Below are 26,496 nucleotides of genomic sequence, written 5' to 3'. Positions count from 1 at the left end.
ACAATTCTCTTAATACCGTGAAAACAAAACCAGTGCTATCTGCATAAATGATTGACTAAAAGTGAATTACCCGCTGGCATCCGGCTTGCCAGTTACTACATGAATTACAAACAACAATTTTTTAACTCCTGCCTTTCACAGGCAACTTAAAAAACAGATCATGAAAATAGTAGTAATTGGCGGTACCGGGCTGATAGGCTCGAAAACAGTGAGCAGGCTGCGTGCACTTGGTCACGAAGTAATTGCAGCATCACCTGCATCAGGTGTTAACACCATCACCGGCGAAGGACTGGCCGAAGTTATGACAGGGACAGATGTAGTGATAGACCTGGCCAATTCTCCCTCTTTTGAAGATAAAGCTGTGATGGAATTCTTTGAGACCTCCGGCCGCAATCTCCTGGAGGCTGAACGTGCAGCCGGTGTTAAACACCATATCGCTTTATCGGTAGTAGGAACTTCCAGGCTGCGCGACAGCGGCTATATGCGCGCTAAAGCGGCACAGGAATACCTGATCAGGACATCCGGTATCCCCTACACCATCGTACATTCCACACAATTCTTCGAGTTCCTGGGCGGTATTGTAAAAGCAGCAGGAGAGTCAGCCAGTATCCGCATCACATCTGCACTCATTCAGCCCATCGCATCAGATGATGTAGCAGACGCCATGACGAAAGTAGCTATAGGAGATCCCCGGAACCGCATCGTTGAGATCGGAGGACCAGAGCAATTCAGTATGGCCGGACTGGTGGAAAACTATCTGGAAAAAACAAATGATAACCGCACGGTGCTTACAGATGACGAAGCGCCCTATTTCGGCGCCATTCTGGAAAAAGATTCACTGATCCCCGGCCCGGATGCCCATCTTGGAAAAATAGACTTCGAAACCTGGTTCGCCACACAACCAGTGAAGGTGTAAACGCGCATCCTCCACACTTACTTTCAGGACCTGCCATGCGATGCATGTAAACGAAGATGACGGGTGTCAGCTCGTTGCGGCTATTGTATATGGTTTGCGCTTTCCACCCGTTCGCGCATGATTCAGCCTAACGCCGGCACTACCAGATGGTGACATCCGGTCAATAACGTAACGACACATCAACGCCTGGCAAGTCTGAAAGTACAACAACAAAAGCCCTCATTATTCATATTAAAAACAACAAACACAATGCAGGAATTCCTATTAGTGATCCACAGGGATCTGACCAGCGCCAACCCGGCTCCCAGTCCGGAACAAATGAAAGAAGCCCTCAAACCCTACCAGGACTGGATAGCCGGTATCGCTGCGCAGGACAGGTTAGTCGCCCCTCCCAGACGATGGGATGTAGACGGCCGTGTGATCAGGCATGAAAGGTCAAAAGATCATGTATTCAATGGTCCCTACGCCGAAGGAAAGGAATCTATCGGGGGATTATTCCTGATCAGGGCAAAGGACTATGATGAAGCAGTAGCGATCGCAAAAGGCTGCCCGATCATTAAGTACGGTGCGATAGTGGAAGTAAGAATGGCAATAACAGCAGCCTAGAGCGTTTAACAGTTTGAAAGTTTAAAGGTTTGAAGGGGTCCTGCCATGGTGGGGCACTTTCAAACCTTTAAACTTTCAAACGTCTAAACTATCAGGCTCCTGATGTAAAACACAATGGGCATTGATGCAAACGCAATGGGGATGATGATGGCAAAGAGCCAGACGCCAATAAATTTTATGGCCGGTAAATATCGTTTATGGGAAAGCCCCACCGTACGGAAGGCACTTTGAAAGCCATGATACATATGATAGGCAACGGCCACCATCGCTACCAGGTATAACAGCACATACCATAGCAGGCTGAAACTGTGCGTCACAATCCCGTAGAGATCCTTAACACGCACTATTTCGATATTGTTTTCCGTGCTCACCGCATATTCAAAATGGGGAGACACCGGCGTGTATCTGGCAACGGTCAGCACACCGCTGAGCAGGTCTTTCCGGTATTCAAGGAAGCCAACATCGGTGAACATATAACGCGCCCAGAAATTGCTCATATGTATCACCAGGAACAGGAAAATAATACTGCCCAGCAAACCCATATTCAGTGATGCCCACTTCACATCTGTCTTAGGGGCAACGGCATATTTTACCGGGCGGGATTGCCGGTTCTGTACCGTTAATATCAGCGCATAGAGCGCATGCACCAGGATAGAGATATACAGCCCGTAAGCAATGATGGTCACCGGCACGAAATGCGTCATGAAGTGCGCATAGATATTGAAGGTGTAACCCTGATCACCGGCAAACAGAGTGAGATTACCACCCAGGTGAACGATCAGGAACGAACAAAGGAACAGTCCCGTCATCGACATGATCAGCTTTTTGCCGATGGAGGAACGGAAGAATTGCTTAAAGTTTATCATATAGCATAGTTTGAAAAAGCAGGGTAAGCCAGCTTCGCATAGAAGCCGGCCTGATTGTATGATGACGCAAATAACTACGGACGGTTTTCCTGGTTCTCAGACCGGAAGATCATTCTCAATGCCTGGTCTCTGGTAGCATAAGCTATCGCCCAGTTATACAATGTTTTAATCTTGTTGTTATAATTGACCAGGGAGACCACATGTATAAAAAGCCAACCCAATAAACCTAAGAGACCGCCTAAATGCACTTTGTGCTTGAAAAGGTCGGCTACAGCATACTGCCTCCCGATAATCGCCATATCTCCCCGGTCAAAATATTTAAACGGCTTTGGTGCTTGTCCCTTAGCGATGCGCCGCAGGTTCTTTGCCAGGCTTTTGCCATGCTGCAGCGCAGGCTGCGCCAGCTGCGGGTGCCCCTTGGGATACACCTTGTCCGTAAACTGTATACTGATATCGCCTATCGCATAAATGTTATCATAGCCCTGTACGCGGTTAAATGCGTCGGTGATCATCCGGTTACCCTTACCGATACTTTCCGCTGCAATGCCCTCAAAAGTATTTGCAGTAACACCGGCTGCCCATATAAGGGTTTTAGCCGCTATTACAGACCCGTCAGACAGCAGTACCTGGTCGTTCTCAAAACCATTAACATGCATATTCAGGATGATCTTTACCCGCAGCTTGTGCAGCTCTTTATAGGCTGCCTCATGGGTTTTATTGCTCATGGGCGCCAGCAGGTAGGGCGCACCATCCACAACATAGATATCGCCGGTGGCATTTCTGAGTTCCGGGTAATCATGCACCAGGATATATTTCCTCATTTCTGCCAGCATACCGGCAACTTCTACGCCGGTGGGCCCTCCGCCGGCTATAACAATGGTCAGTAAGCGTTTTCGTTCCTCCGGGTCTGTTGCCCGCGCAGCCTTTTCCATGGTCTTGATCAGCTCATTGCGCATGTAGAGGGCATCATCAATCCCCTTCAGCGAGAAGCTGGTTTGCCGGATCTTTTCATTCCCGAAGAAATTGGTGTGAGAGCCGGCGGCAAACACCAGTATATCATAGTCCAGTGTGCCGCCATCGCTCAGGTAAAGCTGCCGGGCGGTTGTATCCACCTTTAACAACTCTGCCATACGGAAAGCAATGTCCTTCTTACGGAACAGCTTCCTGAAGGGATAGCTGATGCTGGAGGGTTCCAGGAAGCTGGTAGCCACCTGGTATAAAAGCGGTGTAAAGTAGTTATAGTTGTTCTTGTCAACTAAAGTAATGCTGTAATGTTTGTCGCGATACAGGTGCTTAACAAAGTTAAGTCCGGCAAAACCGCCTCCGATCACAACAACGTGTTGCCTGTTTTCCATCTTAAAAGCGTTTCATACTTTAATAACAACCGGAAAGCTGTTGCTGGACAAATTATTCCGTCCTTTTTTTCATTCAGACAAGAATATCATTTTGCGGCGCCAGTGGTGCGGGCAGCACCCTGTCTCCGATCATCTGCCGCATTTCAATTTCAATAGTCCGGCAGATCTGCGAGATAGGTACATCATTGGGACTACCCTCAAAGGGATTTTCCGTGCTTTCTCCTACCTGTTCCAGCGAGGTGTACAGCCAGGAGATCAGTACACTGAAAGGAATAACCAGCCATATCATATGGCCTTTCATCAGGCCGTTCATGGTGCTGTTCAGCTTGTCGAACTCATGCAGCAAACCGAATGGCAACAGGAAGCAGAATATCCTTACCAGGATGGTATTCATAATGGAATACTGCCTCGGGTAAGGCGTGTTTTTGAAAGACTCGCACAATCCCTGCTGGGTATATAAATTACTGATCGACCGTTGCATCTCCATGAATTGCTGCAGTAATATGGTCTGGTTGTCATAAAGCGCCTGGATGTGCAGCCCCTGGAGAGACAGTATCTGTGCGGCCTTGTTCCGTGCAGCGGCAATATAGGCCAGATCTTCTTCCTGCAGGTATTTTGCCAGTTCGGCATCCACCGTTGTTTGTCGCTCGGGAATGGCATAATATTGCTGGTATTCGCTGTTAGCCATGTTATCCGTCACCTCCCATATACGGTCTTCCCGCAGTTGAAAACGGAGAGCCGTGAGCCAGGCAAAATGACGGTTATACAATACCCTTGTTATATCAGGATCATGCAGGTAATCGCGGCTCAGAATAGCCCATGCCCTGCTGCCGTTGATAATGTTGGTCCAGATGCCCCCGGCGGTCCAGGTACGGTTATAAGTGAGCGAGTTCTTGAAACCAACGATAAAAGCGGTGGCGGTACCCAGCATGGCAACTACGGTCCATGGAATAGCCAGCCATTGTAATCCCGCCAGGTGATACAACAGTACGGGCACCACACCCAGTACAAGCAGTACGTATAGATTTCTCCTGGTCCAGTATATAAAGTTGCTTAATTTATAAGATTTACCTACGTGCATATAGTTGATGGTTTATTTCAATACCCGGCAGATCGTCCAGCCTTACAAAATCATCGATAAACTCTACTCCTTCGGTAACATTCCGTTCATGTACCGGCTCCAGGGCAGTTTGTACTGCAGTGGTGAATGACTGGATGTTCCTGTTTGCAAAAAGATCCTGAAAGATCCGTGAAAGTGAGAACATATGACTGATATTTTGGATGATGAAAGAGATGATTGCACAGCATATTTGCAACCGCCATGCCATCACAGTAATTTATTGATTTATAGCAGATTGAAGCAGTCTATAAGAATGGCACAGTTACGATATATCGTAAAAAACAAGCGCTTCCGCTAAATATAGTGGAGGGATAGTATAGGATACATGCTATACGATAAACGGTTATATTAGACGCTTGACTAAATTCCACGCCTTAAAAATGAACAGGTTATTTTCTGTAGTACTGGCGCTTGGCTGCTGGTTGTACACTCAAACCGGTTATGCTCAATCCGCCCTTTCCGCTGTACCGGGCCGTCCATGGAATGCCAGCTGGATTGTGCCGCCCAATGAGCCGGGCAATGCCTATGGGGTATATTATTTCCGGAAAAAGATCGACCTCGCTGCTAAGCCAGCACGCTTCATCATCCATGTCTCCGCTGACAACCGGTACAAACTGTATGTCAACGGTACGCTGGTTTCTTTAGGACCTGCACGGGGAGATACCTATTACTGGAATTATGAAACGGCAGACCTGGCGCCCTATCTTACCGCAGGCAGTAATATAGTGGCAGCGCTGGTGTTTAATGAGGGGGAACATCGTCCCGAAGCCCAGATATCGGTAAGAACCGCCTTTATCATTCAAGGCGATACGCCCGCAGAAGAGATCCTGAATACCGGCGACGCCTGGAAATGCATCCGTGATCAGGGCCGCCGGCCCGTTACCGGCTTCTTTGCCGCCAGCACCGGTGAGTTCGTGGATATGCACCAGTCTGTTAAAGGCTGGACAGCTGCTGATTTTGACGATAGCAGCTGGCCCATGGCTGCTAAGTTGTTCCAGGGAAATTTAAAAGGGCACGGTGATGGCCTGGCCTGGATGCTGGTACCTTCATCCCTGCCCCAGATGGAGCTGACCTATCAACGCATTCCCCTTTTGCGCAAAGCAAACGGGATCACAGTTCCTTCCACTTTTCCGGCCACTAAAACCACCTTTACCATCCCTGCTGACACAACAGTTTCTTTCCTGCTGGATCAAAGCTACCTGACCAACGCCTACATTGATCTCAGCTTCAGCAAGGGTAAAAATGCGGGCATTTCCCTGCGCTATGCAGAATCGCTTTTTGATGACCTGAAAAAGTTTGGCGACCGTAAAGGCAACCGCAACGACGTGGAGAACAAGGATTTTAACGGGCGCAAAGACAGCCTGGTATCTGATGGCAGCGCAGGCCAATCCTATACAACATTGTACTGGAGAACTTTCCGTTACATTCTTGTAACGGTGCACACACAGCAGGAGCCGCTGGTGATAGACGATATTTCGGGCGTATTTACCGGGTATCCTTTCACCTTCAATGCCGCCTTTAATACCGGCAATACCGAGATCAAACAGATACTGGATATAGGCTGGAGAACCGCCCGCCTCTGTGCCATGGAAACCTACTGGGATTGTCCCTACTATGAGCAATTGCAGTACATTGGCGATACACGCATACAGGCGATGATCAGCTATTATAACAGCGGTGATGAAAGGCTGGCGCGCAATGCACTGAACCTCATGGATCACTCACGTATAACCGAAGGCGTTACCCAAAGCCGCTGGCCCACCCGCAGTACGCAGATCATATCCACATTCTCCTTGTGGTACATTGGCATGCTGCACGATTACTGGATGTACAGGGCAGACAGCAATTTCATAAAAGACAAACTGGCCGGTGAGCGCGCGGTGATGGATTTCTTCAGCCGGTACCAGGGGGCAGACGGTTCTCTCATCAACCTCCCTTACTGGAATTTTATTGACTGGGTAGGCGGTAAAGGATGGAATTTTGCCATGCCGCCCAAAGGTACAGATGGCGCATCTGCCATCCTGGATCTGCAATTGCTGCTGGCATATCAATGGGCAGCTGAGCTGGAAGCCGGTTTGGGAATGCCCGCTTACGCAGCGCTATACCGTGGCAAGGCAGCGCAGTTAAAACAAACCGTCCGGTCAAAGTACTGGAATGCCGCCAGGAAACTTTATGCAGACACCAACGAAAAAGACGTTTATTCACAGCACGCCAACTCGCTGGCCGTATTAGCAGGCCTGGTTAACAGGGAAGACCTGCCGGCGCTATGTCAGCAGTTGTTAAACGATCGTTCCCTGACGCAGTGCACCATTTATTTTAAGTATTACCTGCACCTGGCATTGGTAAAGGGCGGTCTTGGAAATGACTACCTGAAGTGGCTGGATGTGTGGCGTGACAATATCAGGATGGGGCTGACCACCTGGGCAGAAGTATCAGATCTGCCTAACAGCCGTTCCGATTGCCATGCCTGGGGCGCCAGTCCCAATATTGAATTCTTCAGGATCGTACTGGGTATTGATACGGAGGCGCCGGGCTTCCGTAAAGTAAAAATCACCCCCCATCTCGGAGCGCTTACCAATGTAAGCGGAGAAATTCCGCATCCCAATGGAAAGGTGGCCGTGGCATATACACTCAGCAATAATAAATGGAAAATTAAGATTGTGCTGCCCGGGGAAACGACCGGTACCCTGGTGTGGAAGGAGAAGAAATATCCGTTAAAGGCAGGAGAGAATTTGCTGGAGATCTGACAGATGACAGATGTTGTATAAAAAGATGTTGTATAAAAGGTCAGGCGCTGCCTGGCCTTTTATATTCGGGGAAATCGAATTCCCGGCGGGCGTTCTAACTTCTTCCTCTGTACATGCATCGTTTACGTTAAACGCTTGCTGTCCGTCTTTAGTTATAATATGGCAGGAGATGATGTCCCATGTATAAAACAAAAAAGGCTCAGCAGTTGCTGAACCTTTTTGTGACTCCGTCAGGATTCAAACCTGAAACCTTTTGATCCGTAGTCAAATGCTCTATTCAGTTGAGCTACGGAGCCATTCCTCTTTTCATTTTCCCGGTGTGTTACCGTTCGTTTGAATTGGGATTGCAAAAGTATGCGTTTTTTTGAAACTTACAAATACTTTCACCAAAATTTCTGCAATTTTCTGATTTACACTTACTTTTACATCCGTAATTAAATATGTAAACGCAGCACTGGCAAGGATTCTAATTATCTCAGTATGAAAATACAGCTTTGGAGTATAGGAAAAGATAATGATCCCTACATCAGGGATGGTATCGCCGTTTTTCAGAAACGTTTACAACATTATGTGGACTTTGAGCTTCGCCTTATCCCTACGGTTAAGCAGGCCGCCAGCCTTTCCATTCCGGAGCTCAAAAAACAGGAAGCCCGGATTATTAATGATATGCTCCAGCCACAGGATTACCTGGTTGCGCTGGATGAGCATGGTAAGATGATGACCACCCTGCAGCTGGCAGATTTCCTGCAGCAGCGCACCAATGCAGGTACCCGGCAACTGGTGCTGCTGATAGGCGGCGCTTTTGGAATAGACCCGTCACTCCTGCAAAGGGCCCAGCTTAAATTGTCGCTTTCTTCCCTTACATTTCCGCACCAGCTGGTAAGACTGATTGTTACAGAGCAAATATACCGGGCCTATTCTGTGTTGCATAATGAGAAATATCATCATCAATAGTTACATTTACATTTTTAACAGCATAGTGTTTTTATGTTATCATTGAGTTTGATCATTATCATTATCACCTGCGTAATTTCCATTATGTCCTTTAACAGGCCCGGAGAAATTGATAAGCTGAGTATGTGGCCCTATATGGTGAAAGAACATAAGCAGTATTACCGCTTTATAACAGCAGGCCTGGTGCATGCTGACTATATGCACCTGGGTTTCAATATGCTGACCATGTGGTTTTTCGGCAAATACATTGAGCTGATATTCCAGGATCTATTTGGGGGTAAGTTGTACTTCCTGCTGTTTTATGTGCTGGCCCTCATCGTATCAGATATTCCTTCCTATTTCAGGCACCGCAATAATTATGGCTACCGTTCTATCGGCGCATCAGGCGCAGTATCAGCGGTGGTATTTGCCTTTATACTTTTCCAGCCCTGGGCCAAGATCGTAGTATTTGTGATCCCAATGCCGGCTATTATCTACGGTGTGCTTTTCCTGGGTTATTCGGTGTATATGTCACGCCGCGGCGGCGATGGTATTAACCATGACGCGCACTTCTGGGGCGCCGTTTTTGGCGTTGTTTTCCCATTGGCGATCCGGCCCGAACTGGCAGGATATTTTATTCAGCAGATCAGTTCCCTGGGCAGATAAGCCGCTATTCCGTAGGAATATACGCAAAGCGGGCCTGGCTCACAAATTCGGGAATGTAGCTGGTCCAGTAAGTGGCGGATAACAATCCATTCGCATTGAAGAAAAGGCTGCGGTAGTGATTGGGATTACCGTCATTCAAACGCTGCCAGTTTCCGCGGGACATCCGTGGCCCGTCTGTATATGCATCATAGGCGCTGGAAATGTTCAATCCTATCATATGGCTGAGGTTCAATGACAGGAATATGTTGGGACCTGTATATTCTTCGTATATCCTTCCACATTGGCTGAGGCCTGCCCCCCTGCAATAGGTAGTATAATTACCCTGCTCATAGATAGATAATGAACTATCCCCTTTGACAAGTGGTGTATACGTCAGTACCGCTGTATCGCCAAGGTATGAAAACTGGCTGCTGTAACGAATGCCCGGTGTATCGGCACTGTCGTAGTAATATGTTTCAAATAAATAAGGCAGGGTGTCATTACCGCTGTAGTAGAGCCGTTTAAGGGTCGTAGCGCGGTTGTTGCGGTCAAGTGTTTTTATTTCCGCCATCCGCCGGTTTGCGTCGTACTGAAAGGTGTCTTTACTGACCAGTACCAGGTTCGTTGTGTCGTCCTGCGTGGAGGAAGCATAGTTCAGCTGCAGCGATGGCTTATAAAATTCATTGTACCGGAATTCCGTCACCAGTTTGAAATAATAAGGCTGTTCCAGGACAGCATCGCCATAGGCAGTCACCTCAGTAATGGCAGACAACAGCCAGGCAGGTTTGGTGACAGGTCCGGGAACGTCGGGCCGCGGTTCCTTGATACAGGCGCTCAGGCATAATAACAACAAACCAGCGCTTAGCAGGCGTTTCTGAAGTGGTAACAGGGTGCTCATAACAAAGTGGAATTTTGAATACAGGTGAGCACCAAAATTAGGGTAATCGCGATATATTGCCAGTACTGGTTTCAGTACTTTATTCCTTGTCCGGTATCATTTCCAGGTATAGTATTTCTCTTGTGCCTTCGGTGATCTTAAAGCGGTCATCTATCCGCATACCAACGATCCATACGATCCGTTTTGCAGATTCCAGTACCCACAACTGTTCCTTTTGGGGCAGGGATAGCTTCTGGTCTATGAAGAACCGGCTTAGTTTTTTCTTTTTGTCCATTCCCAGGGGATAGAAATAGTCGCCCTGTTTCCAGCGCCGTAATACCAGCGGATAGCGGATATGCTTGCTATCCAGGCAGGCGATGTGCGCGGCAGACGGAATAGTGCCCAATGTATCCTTTTCCTGCAGGCGCAACTTTAAATGTGCGCCGGGGATATGTACATGCCGCTGTTCTTTTTCTATTGCAAGAAAATCTGCCTCCTGCGGTGCCTGCGGTGTGATCAGCAGCCATTGCCGGTTACGGATAATACGATGGCTTGGTGTGGCTACATATCGTCCCGATTCGCTTTGCAGCAGATCCAGCACCTGGCTTACCTGCGCAGGCGTAACACCAAAACTTTTGAAAAGCTCATAGGAGATGGTATGCAGCGGCCGGGTTTTCTGCAACTTGAGCACGGGCACCATAAAAGTAGTTCCCTTTTGTTCCAGCAGCCTTTTCCTGTGACGGACAACCGCTTCCTGGTAAAGCAGTTCGGCCTCCCTGACCCGGGCAATGGTGCCGGCCATATGCTGCACGGCGCCCGGATATGCTTCCTGTATAGGCGGCAATACCCGGTGCCGGAAGAAATTACGTGTGTATTTATCCGTTATATTGGAGCTGTCTTCCACAAATGCAAGCGTGTGTTTTTCCGCGTAAGCCAGTATCTCCTCCTTTTGTGCAAACAGCAGCGGCCGGACAATAAAACCCTGCCTGGGTAATATACCATGCAGTCCTGCCAGGCCGGTGCCTTTGCAGAAGTTCATCAGTACGGTTTCTACATTATCCTGCATGTGATGGGCCGTGGCAATAAACGTGTAACCGTGTATGTTCCTGGTATCCTCCAGCCATTCGTAGCGCAGTTCCCTGGCAGCCACCTGGATGGATACACGATGTGTGGCAACATATGCGGCGGTGTCGAACCGGATCTTGTGTACCGGTACATTATAGGCGGCCCCCAGTCTATCCACAAACTGCTCGTCCCGTTCCGACTCCCTGCCCCGGAGCTGGAAATTACAATGGGCAATGGCAAAAGACAAACCGGCGGCATGGAACAGGTGGGCCATTACTACGGAGTCTGCCCCGCCGCTTACGGCCAGCAATATCTTTTCTCCGCGCGAGAATAACTGTTCCCGCTCAATATATTCCCTGAAACCCGTTAATAGGTCTTGATACATAGTCAGTGCTTAATACATCAGATCTTCGTGTGCCGCCTGCAGTTCATTATAGGCATGCTTATCATTAGCGGCTTTTGCAACAGCCATTCCCTTTTCATAAATGCTACAGGCTGCGTCCTGCTCCCCTGCCCTTTCCAGCAGCTTGCCCAGGTGGTAATAGGAACCAACATATCCGGGCTCCCGTTCCAGTACTTCCTCGAACAGCCGGCGGGCGGCATCATCATCATTCAGCTTTATATATTCCAGCGCCAGTGCATGTTTCAGAAAGCTGTCATCCGGGCTGCTTTCCAGGAATGCCTTCAGTTTTGAGATCCTGTCCATCGGTGGTTTTATTAGTTAATAATCCGTTATATTTGCTGATACCGCTTTTTCCAAACCAAACAGTTTTAAGGTTATGAAGATATTAGTATGCATCAGTAAAACTCCGGACACCACTGCAAAAATAGCTTTCACAGACAACAACACGAAATTCAGTGAGGCGGGTGTACAATTCATCATCAACCCCTACGATGAATGGTACGCACTGGTACGTGCACTGGAGCTGAAGGAAAGCCTGGGCGCTACGGTGCACCTGGTAACAGTAGGCGGTGCGGATACAGAACCTGTGATCCGCAAGGCGCTGGCGCTCGGAGGAGATGAAGCATTCCGTATAAATGCGGATAGCCAGGATAGTTACTTCATCGCAGCCCAGATTGCAGCCCATGCAAAGCAGCAGCAATATGATCTCATCTTTACCGGGAAGGAGACCATTGACTATAATGGCTCTTCCATAGGTGGCATGGTAGCGGAATTGCTGGATCTTCCCTATGTATCCATTGCAGCAAAGTTTGATCTCAATGGCAGCACGGCTACCGTTAACAGGGAAATAGAAGGTGGTGAGGAAGTAGTACAGGTAGAGCTGCCGGTAGTGGTATCCTGCCAGAAAGGAATGGCAGAACAGCGGATTCCCAACATGCGCGGTATTATGGCTGCCAGAACCAAACCCCTGACCGTAGCAGAGCCCGTTGACATTACGCCGCTTACCGCCATTGCCAGCTTTGAACTGCCCCCGGCTAAAGCAGGCGTTAAACTGATAAGCCCCGACAATGTGGAAGAACTGGTAAAATTGTTGCATGAAGAAGCCAAGGTGCTTTGATCCCCACTTGTTCCTTTTAAAATCACGTTTCAGGAAATCTAAAAAATTCGCAAATGTCTGTTCTCATATTCGCTGATCAATCACAGGGTAAAATAAAGAAAGCTGCGTTTGAAGCCGTTTACTATGGCGCAAAAGTAGCCGAAGCATTAGGCACCAGCGCTGCAGCAATAGTGCTGGGCGAAGTAGACAACGCAGAGGCGGCTGCACTAGGCAATTACGGCGCAGGAAAAGTACTGCATGCTGCAGATGCAAAATTGAATAATGCTGACAGCGGCGTTGCCGCAAAGGTGATCATAGCTGCAGCTGCACAGGAGAATGCCCAGGTGATCATCTTCTCTCATAATTTTGATGGCAGGGCTATTGCGCCCAGGGTGGCTGCAAAACTGCAGGCCGGACTGGTAAGCGGCGCTATCAGCCTGCCGGATACCGCGAATGGTTTTGTGGTAAAGAAAACAGTGTTCTCCGGTAAAGCCTTTGCCAATGTTAATATTACTTCAGCCCAGAAAGTGATCTCGGTAATGCCCAACACCTTTGCGCCGGAGAAGATTGACGCAATGGCTACGGTTACTCCTTTCCAGGCCCCGGTAACAGATGCAGACTTCAAAGTAAAAGTAACCAAAGTGGAAACCGTAAGCGGGGAAATACCGCTCACGGAAGCCGAAACTATTGTAAGCGGCGGCCGCGGACTTAAAGGCCCTGAAAACTGGGGACTGGTGGAAGACCTGGCAAAAGCCCTGGGCGCCGCTACCGCCTGTTCTAGGCCCGTGGCAGACTCCGGCTGGCGGCCGCATCATGAGCATGTGGGGCAGACCGGCCTCACCGTACGCCCCAACCTGTATATCGCCATTGGCATTTCAGGGGCTATTCAGCACCTGGCCGGTGTAAATGGCAGCAAGGTAATAGTGGTGATCAATAAAGACCCGGAAGCGCCTTTCTTTAAAGCAGCCGACTACGGTATTGTTGGTGACGCATTTGAAGTTGTGCCCAAACTGACAGCGGCGGTTCAGCAACTGAAAAAATAAGAGATACAACAGGGCAGTTGACAGGACGGTCATTCTGACTGTCAATTGCCCCTGTAAACTGACAACTTGTTTTTTAGATAGGGAATATTTTTCTAACTTCACGGTCTTACAAAATTATCAGCGACAACGCGAGACAGATAACAGATATGAGAAAAATAGAACTGGAAATAGTTGCTTTATCGCACAGCATTACGCAAACACATTCGTACGCCGTGGTATTGGGGGAAGTAAACGGCCTGCGCCGCCTCCCTATCGTAATAGGAGGGTTCGAAGCCCAGGCAATCGCTGTGGCGCTGGAAAAGATGCAACCCAGCCGCCCTCTTACGCATGACCTGATGAAGAACTTCATGAATGCCTTTAATATCGAACTTTCTGAAGTAGTGATCAGCAATCTGCAGGAAGGCATCTTCTATTCAAAGCTCATCTGTAATAATAATGACGAAACCATAGAGATCGACTCCCGGACTTCAGACGCCCTGGCCCTGGCAGTACGATTCGGTTGCCCCATCTACACCTATGAGAATATCCTCAACAGCGCAGGTATCCTGCTGGACGATCCCACCGGTAAAAAGAGTAATAAACCTACCACTCCCACTATATCAGAGCATGAAAAAGGCGTAGAAGACGATCTGAAAGCCATGAGCCTGGAGGAGCTGAACACCCTGCTGCAGGAAGTACTGGAACAGGAAGACTATATACGCGCTATTGCCATTCGTGATGAGATCAACAGCCGGAAAAGCAAGTAATCAATGATCCGTCTTCCACTTTGGAATTAGGTAGTTGGTTTTTGGAATCTGGCATTAGGAATTTGGTATTTTTTCCATGATCATTTTTCCCAACTGTAAAATAAACCTGGGACTTCACATCCTCCGTCGGAGGACTGACGGGTTTCATGACCTGGAAACGGTGTTCTATCCGCTTCCGCTGACAGATGCCCTCGAAGTGCTGTCAGATACTGCGTTACAATTCGCCAGCAGTGGTATACCAGTACCCGGAAATGAACAGGACAATCTATGCCTGAAAGCCTGGCGGCTGTTAAAGGCAGATTTCCCGGATCTGCCACCGGTGAAGATCCATTTGCATAAGCATATCCCTATTGGTGCCGGACTGGGTGGCGGATCGGCAGATGCGGCTTTCATGCTGCAGTTGCTGAACGATAAATTCCGCCTGGGAATAAGTGATGAGCAGCTGACAGCTTATGCGGCCCGCCTGGGTAGCGACTGCGCCTTCTTTATCCGCAACCAGCCCTGTTATGCCACCGGCCGCGGAGAAGTGCTGGCGCCGCTGGAGCTGGACCTCCGTAATTATTCCTGGCTGCTGATATTCCCCGGCATTCATGTCAACACCGGTTGGGCATTCAGCCAGATCACCCCGCGGGTACCTGAACAGCAGCTGCAACAAAGCATTCTGCAACCGGTAGAAGCATGGAAGGACCTGATCTATAATGATTTTGAAGCGCCTGTATTCAGCGCACACCCTGTATTGGGAGCAATAAAAGCACAATTATACGAGGCGGGGGCATTGTATGCCACGATGAGCGGCAGCGGCTCTGCCATGGTAGGCCTCTTTCCTAAAAACAAAATAACCGGCGCCTTGTGGGACGCCGGCTACCGGGTATTTAAAATTAGCTGATTCGCTTATTTTACCTTTGCCACGAGATTTTTGAAAGTCTCAGGCTCATTCATAGCCAGATCTGCCAATACTTTACGGTTCAGATCAATGTTCTTTTCAGACAGCTTGTGAATGAATTCAGAATAGGTCAGGCCTTCAGCGCGAACTGCTGCGTTGATACGGGCAATCCACAGCTGGCGGTAATTCCTTTTCTTCAGTTTACGGCCTACATAGCTATAGGTAAGGCCTTTTTCCAATACGTTCTTGGCTACGGTATATACATTCTTTCTCTTACCGTAGAAGCCCTTGGCTTGTTTTAATATCTTCTTCCTCCGGGCCCTGGAAGCTACTGCATTTACTGAACGAGGCATATAATGCTTTTTTGATCAGATTAATAAATAAGATTATAATTAACGGAGACAGAGCATCCTCTTAACCAGGTTCAGGTTAGCATCACTAACCAGCGTACTGCCTCTCAGGCTGCGCTTTCTTTTGGTGGCTTTCTTGGTCAGCAGGTGACTTTTGAAAGCTTTATACCTTTTGATCTGTCCGCTCCCGGTCACCTTAAAGGTCTTTTTCGCGCGGGAATGAGTCTTTACTTTGGGCATCTTACGTCAAATTTGGTCTGCAAAGGTAGGGAAATATTTGAATCTACATGCATAGCACTTAAATAATTTATTCACCATCTCATTTCCACCTTTTCATGTGGATAACTTTTTCCTGCGAATTTATACTTTTTTGGACTCCGGTAAATAATTGACAATCAAATCTGCCTTCTGCCTTTTTGCTTGGTGACATCTTTTGTAGATGCCTTTTTGACATACACACATTTTTTATTTTGTATATTATTCATAATTTTAATTCCAAAATAGTATAATATTTTATCCATATCATATATTATTAAACCGTTGAACACCGAGCCTATGAAACTAGTTTACTTATCTCAAAATGCCAGCCCACGGAGGGTTGCAGCGCTTTTTCGAATTGCAGAAACCATTCAACCAAACCCGTTCCTCCGCGCCTGAAAAACGCCGGAATGATGTTTTTTTAATCAATTGATTCAGCAAGATGAAAAAGATAATAGCCCTCCTATATCTGTTTATTTTAAGCTGCCTGGCGATGCCGGCCTTTGCACAGCAAATGAACGCACCTGCCAGCGTATGTACCTCTATGGGGGAAACCAATACCCGTTTCGGCACATTCAGCATTTCTAACTATGCTGGTTCCAGAACCCAGTGGGATATATATAAAGGAACCTTAGCCACGCCGGCGGTTCTCGGAACAGATTATAGAGTATTATATGGTATTGTAGGCTCGGTTTCGGCAGGTGGCACCACCGGACCCGGTGGGGTTGCGACTTCATCGACCAATAACCGCTCTGTTACTATAGAATTCCTGACACCGGGCAACTATATAGTTAGGGCACGGACTTATAGTAATAATGGCTCCACCCTACAAAATGATATTAGAAGGAATGTAGACGTGGTAGACTGTCCAATTGAAGTCTGTAAAGGTACTAACACCTCCGGCAAAGACTTTATAGAAACATTTGGATTAGCGGCTCCCGGCGCGCAGTTACCATTAGACCCGGCCAGAGGAAGCATTGAGTATATTTACCAGAGTACTTACGGCCTAAACGATAACTACTACTCCATTAGTAGCCGGATGCGGCTTCGTAACGAATGGGACGAATCTCTCGATCATACCCGTGACGGTAGCGGTGGCCAGGACGGTGCCATGCTGGTGGCCAACTCGGCAATAGAAAAAAAGGAGTTTTACCGGAGAGAGGTGCGGGGCTTATGTCCTGGTGCCGTGTACAACTTCAGCGCCTGGTTCCGTAATGCCAACGGTAGAGGGGTGTTGGAAAGCACCTGTCAGGACAACTATATATATGCCGGTGTTACCTTTGAAATAAAAAATTTAGCTACTAACGCTATTCTGGCCACGTTCAGTACCAATGACGTGTCTATGCCCCTACAGGATATCAGTGCTGATCCCAACCACGGATGGCAGAAATATGGCGGTACCTTTAAAACTAATCCCAACGCCACAGCCCTTACCGATGTGGTTCTGGTTATCAGGAACAATAATCCCGGTGGTTGCGGTAACGATATTGCCATAGATGATATTGAATTCAGATATTGCGCACCTAATATCTTTGCTTTCTTCGACGGCCAGAAAGACCAGGAGGGCGGTGAATATACTATGTGTGCAGGCGCAGCTACTAACCTTACTTCTGAATATCAGCCGAAAGGGTATTTTTCAAACCCGGTATACAGATGGGAGTACAGTGATGACGGTACCACATGGGTTAAGATTGTGGGTGATGGTGACGGTCTTACCGGCTCCACTACAGACGTACTGCATTTTGCCGAGGATTCAAAATACCTTATCGGAGATCCTGTAAACATTACCTACAAATGGTTCAGGTTGACGATTAACGAAGGTACTGCCAGCAACCTTGGTTGTGAGCAGCCTTCAAAACCTATAAGAATAGAACTGCTGCCCAATCCAAAGATCACGGTGTCGGGCGCACAGATTTGTATCGGCGCAACAGCCAAGCTAACCGCGTGTTGTGGATTTGATGAATATAAATGGCGATGGCCCATGCCCGTTGCTGCAGATAGTACCTACGGCGATGAGATAGACGTCTCCCCTACCGTAACAACAGAATACGAAGTAATTGGCCGTAAGGATTATGGTGCAGACCGTACCTGTTTCCGTACAGCGGTTGCGCCCGTGATTGTGGATGACATGCCGATCGTTCAACTGAACCTGACAGGCCCCAACCCTATTTGTCTTGGCCAGTCCGTAACACTGGAAATAGATCCAGCCAACTTAGCGTATGATATTGAATGGAAGCCTACCGGAGATATCGGTAATACCACCACACATACGCCAACCACAGTTGGACCCAATAAATACAATGTAGACGTTACCAACGGAGCATGTGTTGCGAAAGATAGTATCATAATTAATGTACAGGACAGGCCCAACCTGACCTTGGGTACTATTCAGCCTTCCTGCCGCGACAACGGTCAGTTCAGTCTGCCTTACACCAACCCGACCGATAATCCGGCCAGGTACGATATCAGGACCGTAGGGCCTAACGCAATGCCTGGTTTTACAGCCATTAATAACATGGCACTGCCAGCTTCACCGATAGCAGTGAACTATCCTACCGGCACAGCACCTGGTACCTATACTTTCGAACTCACGGTAAGGAACCCCACCCTTTCCTGCGAAAGAGTGATCCCGTTCTCCGTAACAGTAATGGCAGGTTCTACACCGCCTACTGGTATTCTTAACAGCAGCCCTGCTATTTGCGTAAGCGGCTCAACTACGCTGACCGTACAGGGCGGGAGCCTGGGTACAGGCGCCCGGTGGGCATGGTATGCCGGTGGCTGCGGTAGCGGTCCGGCACTTGGTTATGGTCCTAGTATTACCATTAATAATATAACCAGCACCACCAATTTCTTCGTTCGCGCAGAAAACACTACCACAGGTCCTTGTCCTGCTACCACCTGTGCAACCACTACCGTAACGGTGTATGCGATGCCGAATAATGCGAACGCAGGTCCCGACCAGGAACATTGCGAGGTGCCGTCATTTACCATGGCAGCTAACGCTCCTACCCCAGCCGGTGCAGTAGGCACCTGGTCAGTTGTAAGCGTTACCGGTACCACCGCTGCCAATATTATTATAGCAAACGTTAATCAGCGTAATACAACCGTAACAGTACCCAACGGCGCCAGCGCCACATTACGCTGGACCATCACCAACGGTACCTGTACCAGCACGCCGGATGATGTGGTGCTGACAAACCACAGGCAGCCAACTACGGCAGCAGCAGGTCCCGACCAGAAAGCGTGTAATGTTACTTCATTCACCCTCGCTGCCAATACGCCCACTGTAGGCACCGGTGCATGGACTACCATTTACGGCGGCAAAACCGTTGCTAATCCAAACAGCCCGACCTCAACTATAGCAGTAACACCCGGCGACTCAATCATACTGCGCTGGACTGTTACCAATGGTAACTGTCCGCCCAGCACAAGTGATGTAACACTGGTAAGTTACCGTCAGCCTACTACCGCAGCTGCTGGTCCTGATCAGAAATTGTGTAATGTAACATCGTTCACACTGGCGGCTAATAATCCCACTACAGGCACCGGCAGATGGACTACCATCTACGGCGGCAAAACAGTAGCTAATGCAACCAACCCAACTTCTACTATTGCAGTAGTTCCTGGTGATTCTATTATACTGCGCTGGACTGTTACCAATGGTAACTGTACTCCAAGCACTGATGATGTAACACTGGTAAGCTATGCACAGCCAACTACAGCAAATGCAGGTCCCGACCAGAAATTGTGTAACGTAACATCCTTTACACTGGCTGCCAATACGCCCACTGTAGGCACCGGCAGATGGACTACCATCTATGGTGGTAAGACAGTGGCTAATGCAACCAGCCCAACTTCTACTATTGCAGTAGTTCCTGGTGATTCTATTATACTGCGCTGGACTGTTACCAATGGTAACTGTACTCCAAGCACTGATGATGTAACACTGGTAAGCTATGCACAGCCAACTACAGCAAATGCAGGTCCCGACCAGAAATTGTGTAACGTAACATCCTTTACACTGGCTGCCAATACGCCCACTGTAGGCACCGGCAGATGGACTACCATCTATGGTGGTAAGACAGTGGCTAATGCAACCAGCCCAACCACTACTATAGCAGTAGTTCCCGGTGACTCTATCGTATTGCGCTGGACCATTACCAACGGTTCCTGTACTGCCAGCATAAACGATGTAATACTCGTAAGCTATGCACAGCCTACAACCGCTGCTGCAGGTCCTGATCAGAAACTGTGTAACGTTACATCCTTCACACTAGCGGCTAACAATCCCACTGTAGGCACCGGCAGATGGACTACCATTTACGGCGGTAAGACCGTAGCTAATCCAAACAGCCCGACGTCTACCATAGCGGTAGCCCCCGGTGATTCAATCATACTCCGCTGGACCGTTACCAATGGTAACTGTACGCCTAGCACCGATGATGTGACCCTGGTAAGCTACCAGCAGCCTACAACCGCTGCTGCAGGTCCTAACCAGAAACTGTGTAGCGTAACCTCCTTCACACTGGCAGCTAACAATCCCACTGTAGGTACCGGAAGATGGACCACCATCTACGGCGGTAAAACAGTGGCTAATGCTACCAGTCCAAACACTACTATTGCAGTAGTGCCAGGCGACTCCATCATCCTGCGCTGGACTGTTACCAGCGGGAATTGTACAGCAAGCACCGATGATATAACACTGGTAAGTTATGCACAGCCCACAACCGCTGCTGCAGGACCCGACCAGAAACTGTGTAACGTAACCTCCTTCACACTGGCGGCTAACAATCCCACTGTAGGTACTGGCAGATGGACCACCATCTATGGCGGTAAAACAGTGGCTAACGCTACCAGTCCAACCTCTACCATAGCAGTTGCTCCTGGCGACTCTATTATATTGCGCTGGACCGTTAGCAACGGTACCTGTCCGCCAAGCACAGATGATGTGACCCTGGTGAGCTATGCACAGCCTACTACGGCTGCTGCAGGTTCTGACCAGAAACTTTGTAACGTAACATCCTTTACACTGGCGGCTAACAACCCCGCTGTAGGCACCGGCAGGTGGACTACAATCTATGGCGGAAAAACAGTGGCTAATGCAACCAGCCCAACTTCTACCATAGCAGTTGCTCCTGGTGATTCTATCATTCTGCGCTGGACTGTTACCAATGGTAACTGTACACCAAGTACTGATGATGTGACCCTGGTAAGCTACCAGCTGCCCACCACCGCAGCAGCTGGTCCCGACCAGAAGCTGTGTAACGTAACATCGTTCACACTGGCGGCTAACAATCCTACTGTAGGTACCGGCAGGTGGACTACCATCTACGGCGGTAAGACAGTAGCTAATGCAACCAGCCCAACTTCTACAATCACAGTAGTTCCCGGGGATTCTATTATACTCCGCTGGACTGTTACCAACGGTAACTGTGCAGCAAGCACCGATGATGTAACATTGGTAAGCTACGCACAGCCTACAACCGCTGCTGCAGGTCCCGACCAGAAAGTGTGCGGCGCCACTTCTTTCACACTGGCGGCTAACAATCCCACTGTAGGTACCGGCAGATGGACCACCGTCTACGGTGGTAAGACAGTGGCTAACGCAACCAGCCCAACCTCTACCATAGCAGTTGCTCCTGGTGACTCTATCATACTCCGCTGGACCGTTACCAACGGTAACTGTGCGCCAAGCACTGATGATGTGACCCTGGTAAGCTACCAACAGCCTACTACGGCAAATGCTGGCGCCGATCAAAAACTGTGTAATGTAACATCCTTCACACTGGCCGCCAATACACCAACGGTAGGTACAGGTATATGGACAACAGTATATGGAACAGCTACGGTAGCCGATCCATCGAGCCCAACCACTACGATCACAGTTACGCCTGGTGACTCCGTAGTGCTGCGCTGGACCATATCCAACGGTGCAAGCTGTCCGCCAAGCTCAGATCTGGTAACGCTGGTGAGCTATGAGCAACCTACTACCGCCGCTGCTGGTCCTGATCAGAGACTGTGTAACGTAACCTCCTTCACAGTGGCTGCCAATACACCAGCGGTAGGCACCGGCAGATGGACTACCATCTACGGCGGTAAAACAGTAGCTAACGCAACCAGCCCAACCACGACTATTACCGTAGCCCCCGGCGATTCCATTATACTGCGCTGGACCGTTACCAACGGTAACTGTACACCAAGCACAGATGACGTAACGCTGGTAAGCTACCGCGTAGCTGCACCTGCTGCTGCTGGTCCCGACCAGAAATTATGTAATGTAAATACATTCAACCTCGCTGCTAACGCGCCAAGTGTTCCGGGCGCCACTGGCAGATGGACCATTTTATATGGAACACCAACCATCAGCAGCCTCACTGATCCGAGCGCTACCGTAACTGTTGCCATAGGCGACTCCGTGGTATTGCGCTGGACGATCTCTAACGGTGTGTGCGCTACCACAACGGATGATGTAACATTGGTTAGCTACCAGCAGGCAGCAATCGCTACCGCCGGACCTGATCAAAGCCTGTGTAACATTTCTACCTTCACCATGGCGGCCAACGCACCAGGTGTAGCTACTGCTATCGGTACCTGGACGAGGGTATTTGGTAACGCTACCATCAGCAATATCCACGACCCTGCCGCTACTGTAACCGTAGCCGCCGGCGACTCCGTGATACTGCGCTGGACCATTACCAACGGCCCGTGCCCTGCAACCAGTGACGATGTGGTACTGATCAACAACAGGCCGCCAACAACAGCAGCAGCTGGTCCTGATCAGCAACAGTGTGGTAACGGTACCTTTACACTGGCTGCCAATGCACCCACTGTAGGCACCGGCAGGTGGTCAATTGTTAGCGGTACTGCCACTATCGCCAACGTAAACAGTCCCACCACGACTGTCACCGTACCTGCAGGTGGCACCGTAACACTGCGCTGGACTATCAGCAGCGGCGTGTGCCCCGCAAGCAGCGACGACGTAATTCTTTCTAACCTGAACCCTGTACTGGGTAATACTATCAGTGCAGATCAAACCATATGTCTGAACGAAGCAGCGGCGCCTTTAGGCGGCGGTACGCTCAGCGGCGGTAACGGTACTTATACCTACCAATGGCAGCAGAGCACCGTAAGCGCTACCACCGGGTTTACCAACATCCCCGGTGCTACCAACGCCACCTATGCGCCCGGCACGCTGACACAAGACAGCATCTGGTTCAGAAGGATCGTTAACTCCGGTCCTTGTATGAACAACATCAGCAACGCCGTGAAGATCATGGTGATCACCAAACCGCCGGTAGTAGTGTTCGTACCTGGCCCGCTTACTGTAAATTGTAAGCTGGGTATGGACTACACCACCCTGTTTGGTACACCGCAATTCAGCCATACACCTTATACAGGAGAACAGCTGACCGTTACCTTCACGGATGCTTCTACCATCAACGGTTGTGTACGCACCTTTACCCGTACATGGACCGCTACAGACCGATGCGGTATGACCACTACGGCTTCGCAGACCATCACCGTGGTGGATAACCTGCCGCCGGTGTTCCAATCTGCCGCACCAGCCAACATAACAGTAAACTGTGACGCCATCCCGGCTCCGGTGAACCTGACCGCTTATGACAGCTGCTTCGGCGTGATCACCGTAACACCAACAGAAACAAGACAGAATATTACAGGCGCCTGCGCGAACAACTATCGACTGGTGCGCACCTGGACAGCTACCGATGGCTGTAACAACAGCGCAACGCTTACCCAGGTAATAACAGTACAGGATACCACCCGTCCGGTGTTCACCGTTACACCGCCCAGGGATACTACTGTGAACTGTAACTCAATTCCGGCTGCAGCTACACTGACTGCTACCGATAACTGTACACCAGGTGTGATCACAGTAACGGCAACAGACGTACGTCAGAATATACCGGGCGCCCAGTGTGCAGACTACTACCAGATTATCCGTACCTGGATAGCCCGCGATGAATGTGGCAATACCGCTACCGTAAAGCAAACCATTACGGTACAGGACACTACCCGTCCGGTATTCTCCATACCGCAACCGGCTGATGTGACAGTGGATTGTGATAAGGTACCTGCATGGCCGGTGGTGACAGCTACAGATAACTGTAGTCCCAACGTACAGGTGGAAACCAGCGAGCAGCGGACCTCCCTCCTGCCTGCCTGCGCCAACAACTACCGTCTGATCCGTACCTGGACGGCCAAAGATAATTGTGGAAACACTGCTACCATGCGCCAGATCATTACTGTACAGGATACTACCCGTCCGGTGTTCACTATAGCTCCGCCAAGGGATACCACTGTAAGCTGTGACGCAATTCCGCCTCCGGCAAACAATGTGGCTGCTACAGATAACTGCGCCGGCAATGTGAAGATCAGCCGCTCACAGATACGCGAAACTATACCGGGCGCTTGCGCCAGCAATTATCGCCTGATCCGTACCTGGACAGCTACTGACGAATGCGGTAACACTACAACCGTTCGCCAGGTGGTGACCGTAACCGATACTACCCGTCCGGTGATCGCTCCGGCTCCGGCAGACCTGGTGCTGAACTGCGGTGATTCCATCCCGGTAGCGCCTGTGTTAACGGCTACAGACAATTGCGATCCTGCCTTCCCGAAAAGGGTAACTGTAGTGGAAGATCCTTATGTAAAAGATCTCTGTGCCGGTTATACTATCATCAGAAGGTGGCGCATAGCAGACGCCTGCGGCAACCAGGCAACAGAAAGGATACAGCGTATTACCGTGAATCCTTGTCCGAAACCAGTGCTGGATCCGACCCTGCCGATGAACTGCTCTGATAATCCGAGCTTCACCCTGCAGCTGACCAGCCAGGTTAACAATCCTACCTATATCTTGGTAGGCGTAACACCTGCCAACGCAGTACAGGTGCCATTAGCACAGAAGAACGCAACATTTAACCTGAATAACGCCACACAGGCAAGCTTCATCGTACAGGACGGTGTAACCGGCTGTATCTCCGATACGGTGGTATACAACCTGCAGTACAGCAACAAGCCAATGGTGAACCTGGGTAACGATACCGCTTTGTGCGGTGGCAACAGCCTCATACTGGATGCCGGTGCAGCTAACTTTGGCTACACCATCCGCTGGTCTACCGGCGAAACCACCCAACGTATCCAGGTAACCAGCGGAGGCACCTACTGGGTAAGTGTAACAAACGGTGTGTGCGTAACAACTGATACTATACATGTTGAGCTGATACCAATGCCGCTGGTGAACCTGCCCGATGCATCCATATGCCGCGGACAGAGCGTAAAACTGGATGCGTTTGTAGATGGCGCTTCCTACCTCTGGAGCACAGGCGCTACTACGCCTTCCATACTGGTAAGCACCCAGGAAGAATTCTGGGTAAGGGTAACAAAACGCGGCTGTATCACTATCGATACCGTGAACGTAACAGTAAATCCGCCGCCGGATATCAGCCTGAATCGCGACACTACGATCTGTCCTGATCAGTCTATCATGCTGACCGTGAACGTAAACAATGGCGGCAGCATCCGCTGGGCAACCGGGGCCACCACTTCTTCCATCGTGGTGAACCAACCCGGCCTGTACTGGGTAACCGTAACAAGGGATAACTGTATGGTGAGGGATACCGTAAATGTGCGCCTGCAGCCTGGCATCAACGTAGAGCTGGGCCCCAACAGGGAGATCTGCCCTGGCAGCAGCATCACGATAGACGGTACCACGCAGGATGCTATTTCTTACCTGTGGGATGATGGTGATTCCAACCCTGTGAAAGCCTTCAACGCCACCGGTAAATACAGGCTCGCGGTAATGGACAGGTTCTGTCAGCGCGTATTCATGGATAGCCTCAACGTAAGGGTAACCTCCACACCGTTCATTAACCTGGGCAACGACACCATGATGTGTATCGGTGAAACGCTGAGATTACGTGCAGATGGATCCAACATCACCAGGGTATTGTGGTCCGATGGTTCTACCGGTCCGTTCCTCGATGTTACCAAAGCAGGTACCTACTCCGTAACCGTGTTCAACGATTGCGGCAGCTATACAGACCAGATCACCGTGGATTATACCCAGTGCGATCCGAAACCGACATTCCCGAATGCGTTCTCGCCCAACAACGATGGCCGCAACGACTTCTTCAGACCGGTTGTACGCGGACCAATGTACGAGTACGAGCTGCGCATCTTCAACCGTTGGGGTGAGCTGATCTACCTGGGCCGTGATAGCAAGAAAGGATGGGACGGCAGATACCAGGGCCAACCTGTGGGTGTAGGCACTTATGTATGGTGGCTCACTTACAAGAAAATGCCAAATGGTAACCCGAATATCATCAAGGGTGAAGTGACCGTGATCAGATAATCTGAACATATCTTCAAAAAGAGGGATTCCATCTCATGTGAATCCCTCTTTTTTGAGCATACACATAGTTAATTTTAATTATTTAATATTATACTAACATGATGGTTTATTGCCTGAGCACTTAGGTCGTTTTGATGAGGGGGACACTATGCCAACAAAGAATTCTATCATAGAGGAACCAGCTACTCTCTGACCGAAATAATTATTTGTTTTTC

The 26,496-nt window shown here is 49.4% G+C and carries 19 protein-coding genes and 1 tRNA gene; 10 read left to right on the top strand and 10 right to left on the bottom strand.

Features of this window, described 5'->3' with window-relative positions:
• Nucleotides 1-160 precede the first annotated feature (160 nt).
• Both Q0577_RS08875 and Q0577_RS08870 read left to right on the top strand, forming a co-directional pair.
• Complete coding sequence (locus tag Q0577_RS08875; protein ID WP_298735013.1) at nucleotides 161-916, top strand: SDR family oxidoreductase; 756 nt, start codon at nucleotides 161-163, stop codon at nucleotides 914-916.
• 249 nt (nucleotides 917-1,165) lie between these two features.
• On the top strand, nucleotides 1,166-1,522 hold the full coding sequence (locus Q0577_RS08870) for a YciI family protein (protein WP_298735011.1): 357 nt from the start codon (nucleotides 1,166-1,168) through the stop codon (nucleotides 1,520-1,522).
• A gap of 83 nt (nucleotides 1,523-1,605) precedes the next feature.
• On the opposite strand, the gene Q0577_RS08865 is transcribed toward Q0577_RS08870, so the two are convergent.
• The 4 genes from Q0577_RS08865 to Q0577_RS08850 form a co-directional block, all read right to left on the bottom strand.
• Nucleotides 1,606-2,388, bottom strand: a complete 783-nt coding sequence (locus Q0577_RS08865) for a succinate dehydrogenase cytochrome b subunit (RefSeq protein ID WP_298735009.1) — start codon at nucleotides 2,386-2,388, stop codon at nucleotides 1,606-1,608.
• Between the two features lie 74 nt (nucleotides 2,389-2,462).
• On the bottom strand, nucleotides 2,463-3,743 hold the full coding sequence (locus Q0577_RS08860; protein ID WP_298735006.1) for an NAD(P)/FAD-dependent oxidoreductase: 1,281 nt from the start codon (nucleotides 3,741-3,743) through the stop codon (nucleotides 2,463-2,465).
• A gap of 73 nt (nucleotides 3,744-3,816) precedes the next feature.
• Nucleotides 3,817-4,824 (bottom strand): bestrophin family ion channel, encoded by a 1,008-nt coding sequence (locus Q0577_RS08855; RefSeq protein WP_298735003.1) that lies wholly within the window; start codon nucleotides 4,822-4,824, stop codon nucleotides 3,817-3,819.
• Nucleotides 4,811-5,008: a hypothetical protein gene (locus Q0577_RS08850; protein WP_298735000.1), complete on the bottom strand. Its 198-nt coding sequence runs from the start codon at nucleotides 5,006-5,008 to the stop codon at nucleotides 4,811-4,813. Before Q0577_RS08850 ends, Q0577_RS08855 begins: the two co-directional genes overlap by 14 nt.
• A 235-nt stretch (nucleotides 5,009-5,243) precedes the next feature.
• Here Q0577_RS08850 and Q0577_RS08845 point away from each other — a divergent pair, with 235 nt between their 5' ends.
• Complete coding sequence (locus tag Q0577_RS08845) at nucleotides 5,244-7,610, top strand: alpha-L-rhamnosidase C-terminal domain-containing protein (RefSeq protein WP_298734997.1); 2,367 nt, start codon at nucleotides 5,244-5,246, stop codon at nucleotides 7,608-7,610.
• A gap of 222 nt (nucleotides 7,611-7,832) precedes the next feature.
• Here Q0577_RS08845 and Q0577_RS08840 read toward each other — a convergent pair.
• Nucleotides 7,833-7,906 (bottom strand) — tRNA-Arg (locus Q0577_RS08840).
• A gap of 184 nt (nucleotides 7,907-8,090) precedes the next feature.
• Here Q0577_RS08840 and Q0577_RS08835 point away from each other — a divergent pair.
• A complete protein-coding gene (locus Q0577_RS08835; protein WP_298734995.1) occupies nucleotides 8,091-8,564 on the top strand; it encodes a 23S rRNA (pseudouridine(1915)-N(3))-methyltransferase RlmH in 474 nt (157 codons plus the stop codon).
• An 84-nt stretch (nucleotides 8,565-8,648) separates the two neighbouring features.
• Nucleotides 8,649-9,209 (top strand): rhomboid family intramembrane serine protease, encoded by a 561-nt coding sequence (locus Q0577_RS08830; protein WP_298734993.1) that lies wholly within the window; start codon nucleotides 8,649-8,651, stop codon nucleotides 9,207-9,209.
• Nucleotides 9,210-9,213: 4 nt separating this feature from the next.
• Here Q0577_RS08830 and Q0577_RS08825 read toward each other — a convergent pair whose 3' ends face one another.
• From Q0577_RS08825 to Q0577_RS08815, 3 genes are all read right to left on the bottom strand, one after another.
• On the bottom strand, nucleotides 9,214-10,086 hold the full coding sequence (locus Q0577_RS08825) for a hypothetical protein (RefSeq protein WP_298734991.1): 873 nt from the start codon (nucleotides 10,084-10,086) through the stop codon (nucleotides 9,214-9,216).
• A 79-nt stretch (nucleotides 10,087-10,165) separates the two neighbouring features.
• Nucleotides 10,166-11,515 (bottom strand): tRNA lysidine(34) synthetase TilS, encoded by a 1,350-nt coding sequence (gene tilS, locus Q0577_RS08820; RefSeq protein ID WP_298734988.1) that lies wholly within the window; start codon nucleotides 11,513-11,515, stop codon nucleotides 10,166-10,168.
• 9 nt (nucleotides 11,516-11,524) lie between these two features.
• Entirely contained in the window at nucleotides 11,525-11,836 is a 312-nt protein-coding gene (locus Q0577_RS08815) for a tetratricopeptide repeat protein (RefSeq protein WP_298734985.1), read from the bottom strand.
• 73 nt (nucleotides 11,837-11,909) lie between these two features.
• On the opposite strand from Q0577_RS08815, the gene Q0577_RS08810 reads away from it, so the two are divergent.
• The 4 genes from Q0577_RS08810 (at nucleotide 11,910) to ispE (ending at nucleotide 15,304) form a co-directional block, all read left to right on the top strand.
• Nucleotides 11,910-12,650 carry an electron transfer flavoprotein subunit beta/FixA family protein gene (locus Q0577_RS08810; RefSeq protein ID WP_298734983.1) on the top strand — a complete coding sequence of 247 codons (741 nt, stop codon included), beginning with the start codon at nucleotides 11,910-11,912 and terminating at the stop codon, nucleotides 12,648-12,650.
• A gap of 53 nt (nucleotides 12,651-12,703) precedes the next feature.
• Nucleotides 12,704-13,672 carry an electron transfer flavoprotein subunit alpha/FixB family protein gene (locus tag Q0577_RS08805; protein WP_298734979.1) on the top strand — a complete coding sequence of 323 codons (969 nt, stop codon included), beginning with the start codon at nucleotides 12,704-12,706 and terminating at the stop codon, nucleotides 13,670-13,672.
• A 146-nt stretch (nucleotides 13,673-13,818) separates the two neighbouring features.
• Entirely contained in the window at nucleotides 13,819-14,418 is a 600-nt protein-coding gene (locus tag Q0577_RS08800; RefSeq protein WP_298734976.1) for a bifunctional nuclease domain-containing protein, read from the top strand.
• Nucleotides 14,419-14,494: 76 nt separating this feature from the next.
• Complete coding sequence (gene ispE / locus Q0577_RS08795; RefSeq protein WP_298734973.1) at nucleotides 14,495-15,304, top strand: 4-(cytidine 5'-diphospho)-2-C-methyl-D-erythritol kinase; 810 nt, start codon at nucleotides 14,495-14,497, stop codon at nucleotides 15,302-15,304.
• A 5-nt stretch (nucleotides 15,305-15,309) separates the two neighbouring features.
• Here ispE and rplT read toward each other — a convergent pair whose 3' ends face one another.
• Nucleotides 15,310-15,654 carry a 50S ribosomal protein L20 gene (gene rplT / locus Q0577_RS08790; protein ID WP_298734971.1) on the bottom strand — a complete coding sequence of 115 codons (345 nt, stop codon included), beginning with the start codon at nucleotides 15,652-15,654 and terminating at the stop codon, nucleotides 15,310-15,312.
• A 39-nt stretch (nucleotides 15,655-15,693) separates the two neighbouring features.
• Nucleotides 15,694-15,891: a 50S ribosomal protein L35 gene (gene rpmI / locus Q0577_RS08785; RefSeq protein ID WP_298734969.1), complete on the bottom strand. Its 198-nt coding sequence runs from the start codon at nucleotides 15,889-15,891 to the stop codon at nucleotides 15,694-15,696.
• Between the two features lie 460 nt (nucleotides 15,892-16,351).
• On the opposite strand from rpmI, the gene Q0577_RS08780 reads away from it, so the two are divergent.
• Nucleotides 16,352-26,281 (top strand): gliding motility-associated C-terminal domain-containing protein, encoded by a 9,930-nt coding sequence (locus Q0577_RS08780; RefSeq protein ID WP_298734967.1) that lies wholly within the window; start codon nucleotides 16,352-16,354, stop codon nucleotides 26,279-26,281.
• Nucleotides 26,282-26,496: the final 215 nt, after the last annotated feature.

This window comes from uncultured Chitinophaga sp., from assembly GCF_937898475.1.
Lineage (GTDB): Bacteria > Bacteroidota > Bacteroidia > Chitinophagales > Chitinophagaceae > Chitinophaga.
This window is presented reverse-complemented; position numbering and strand designations above follow the sequence as displayed.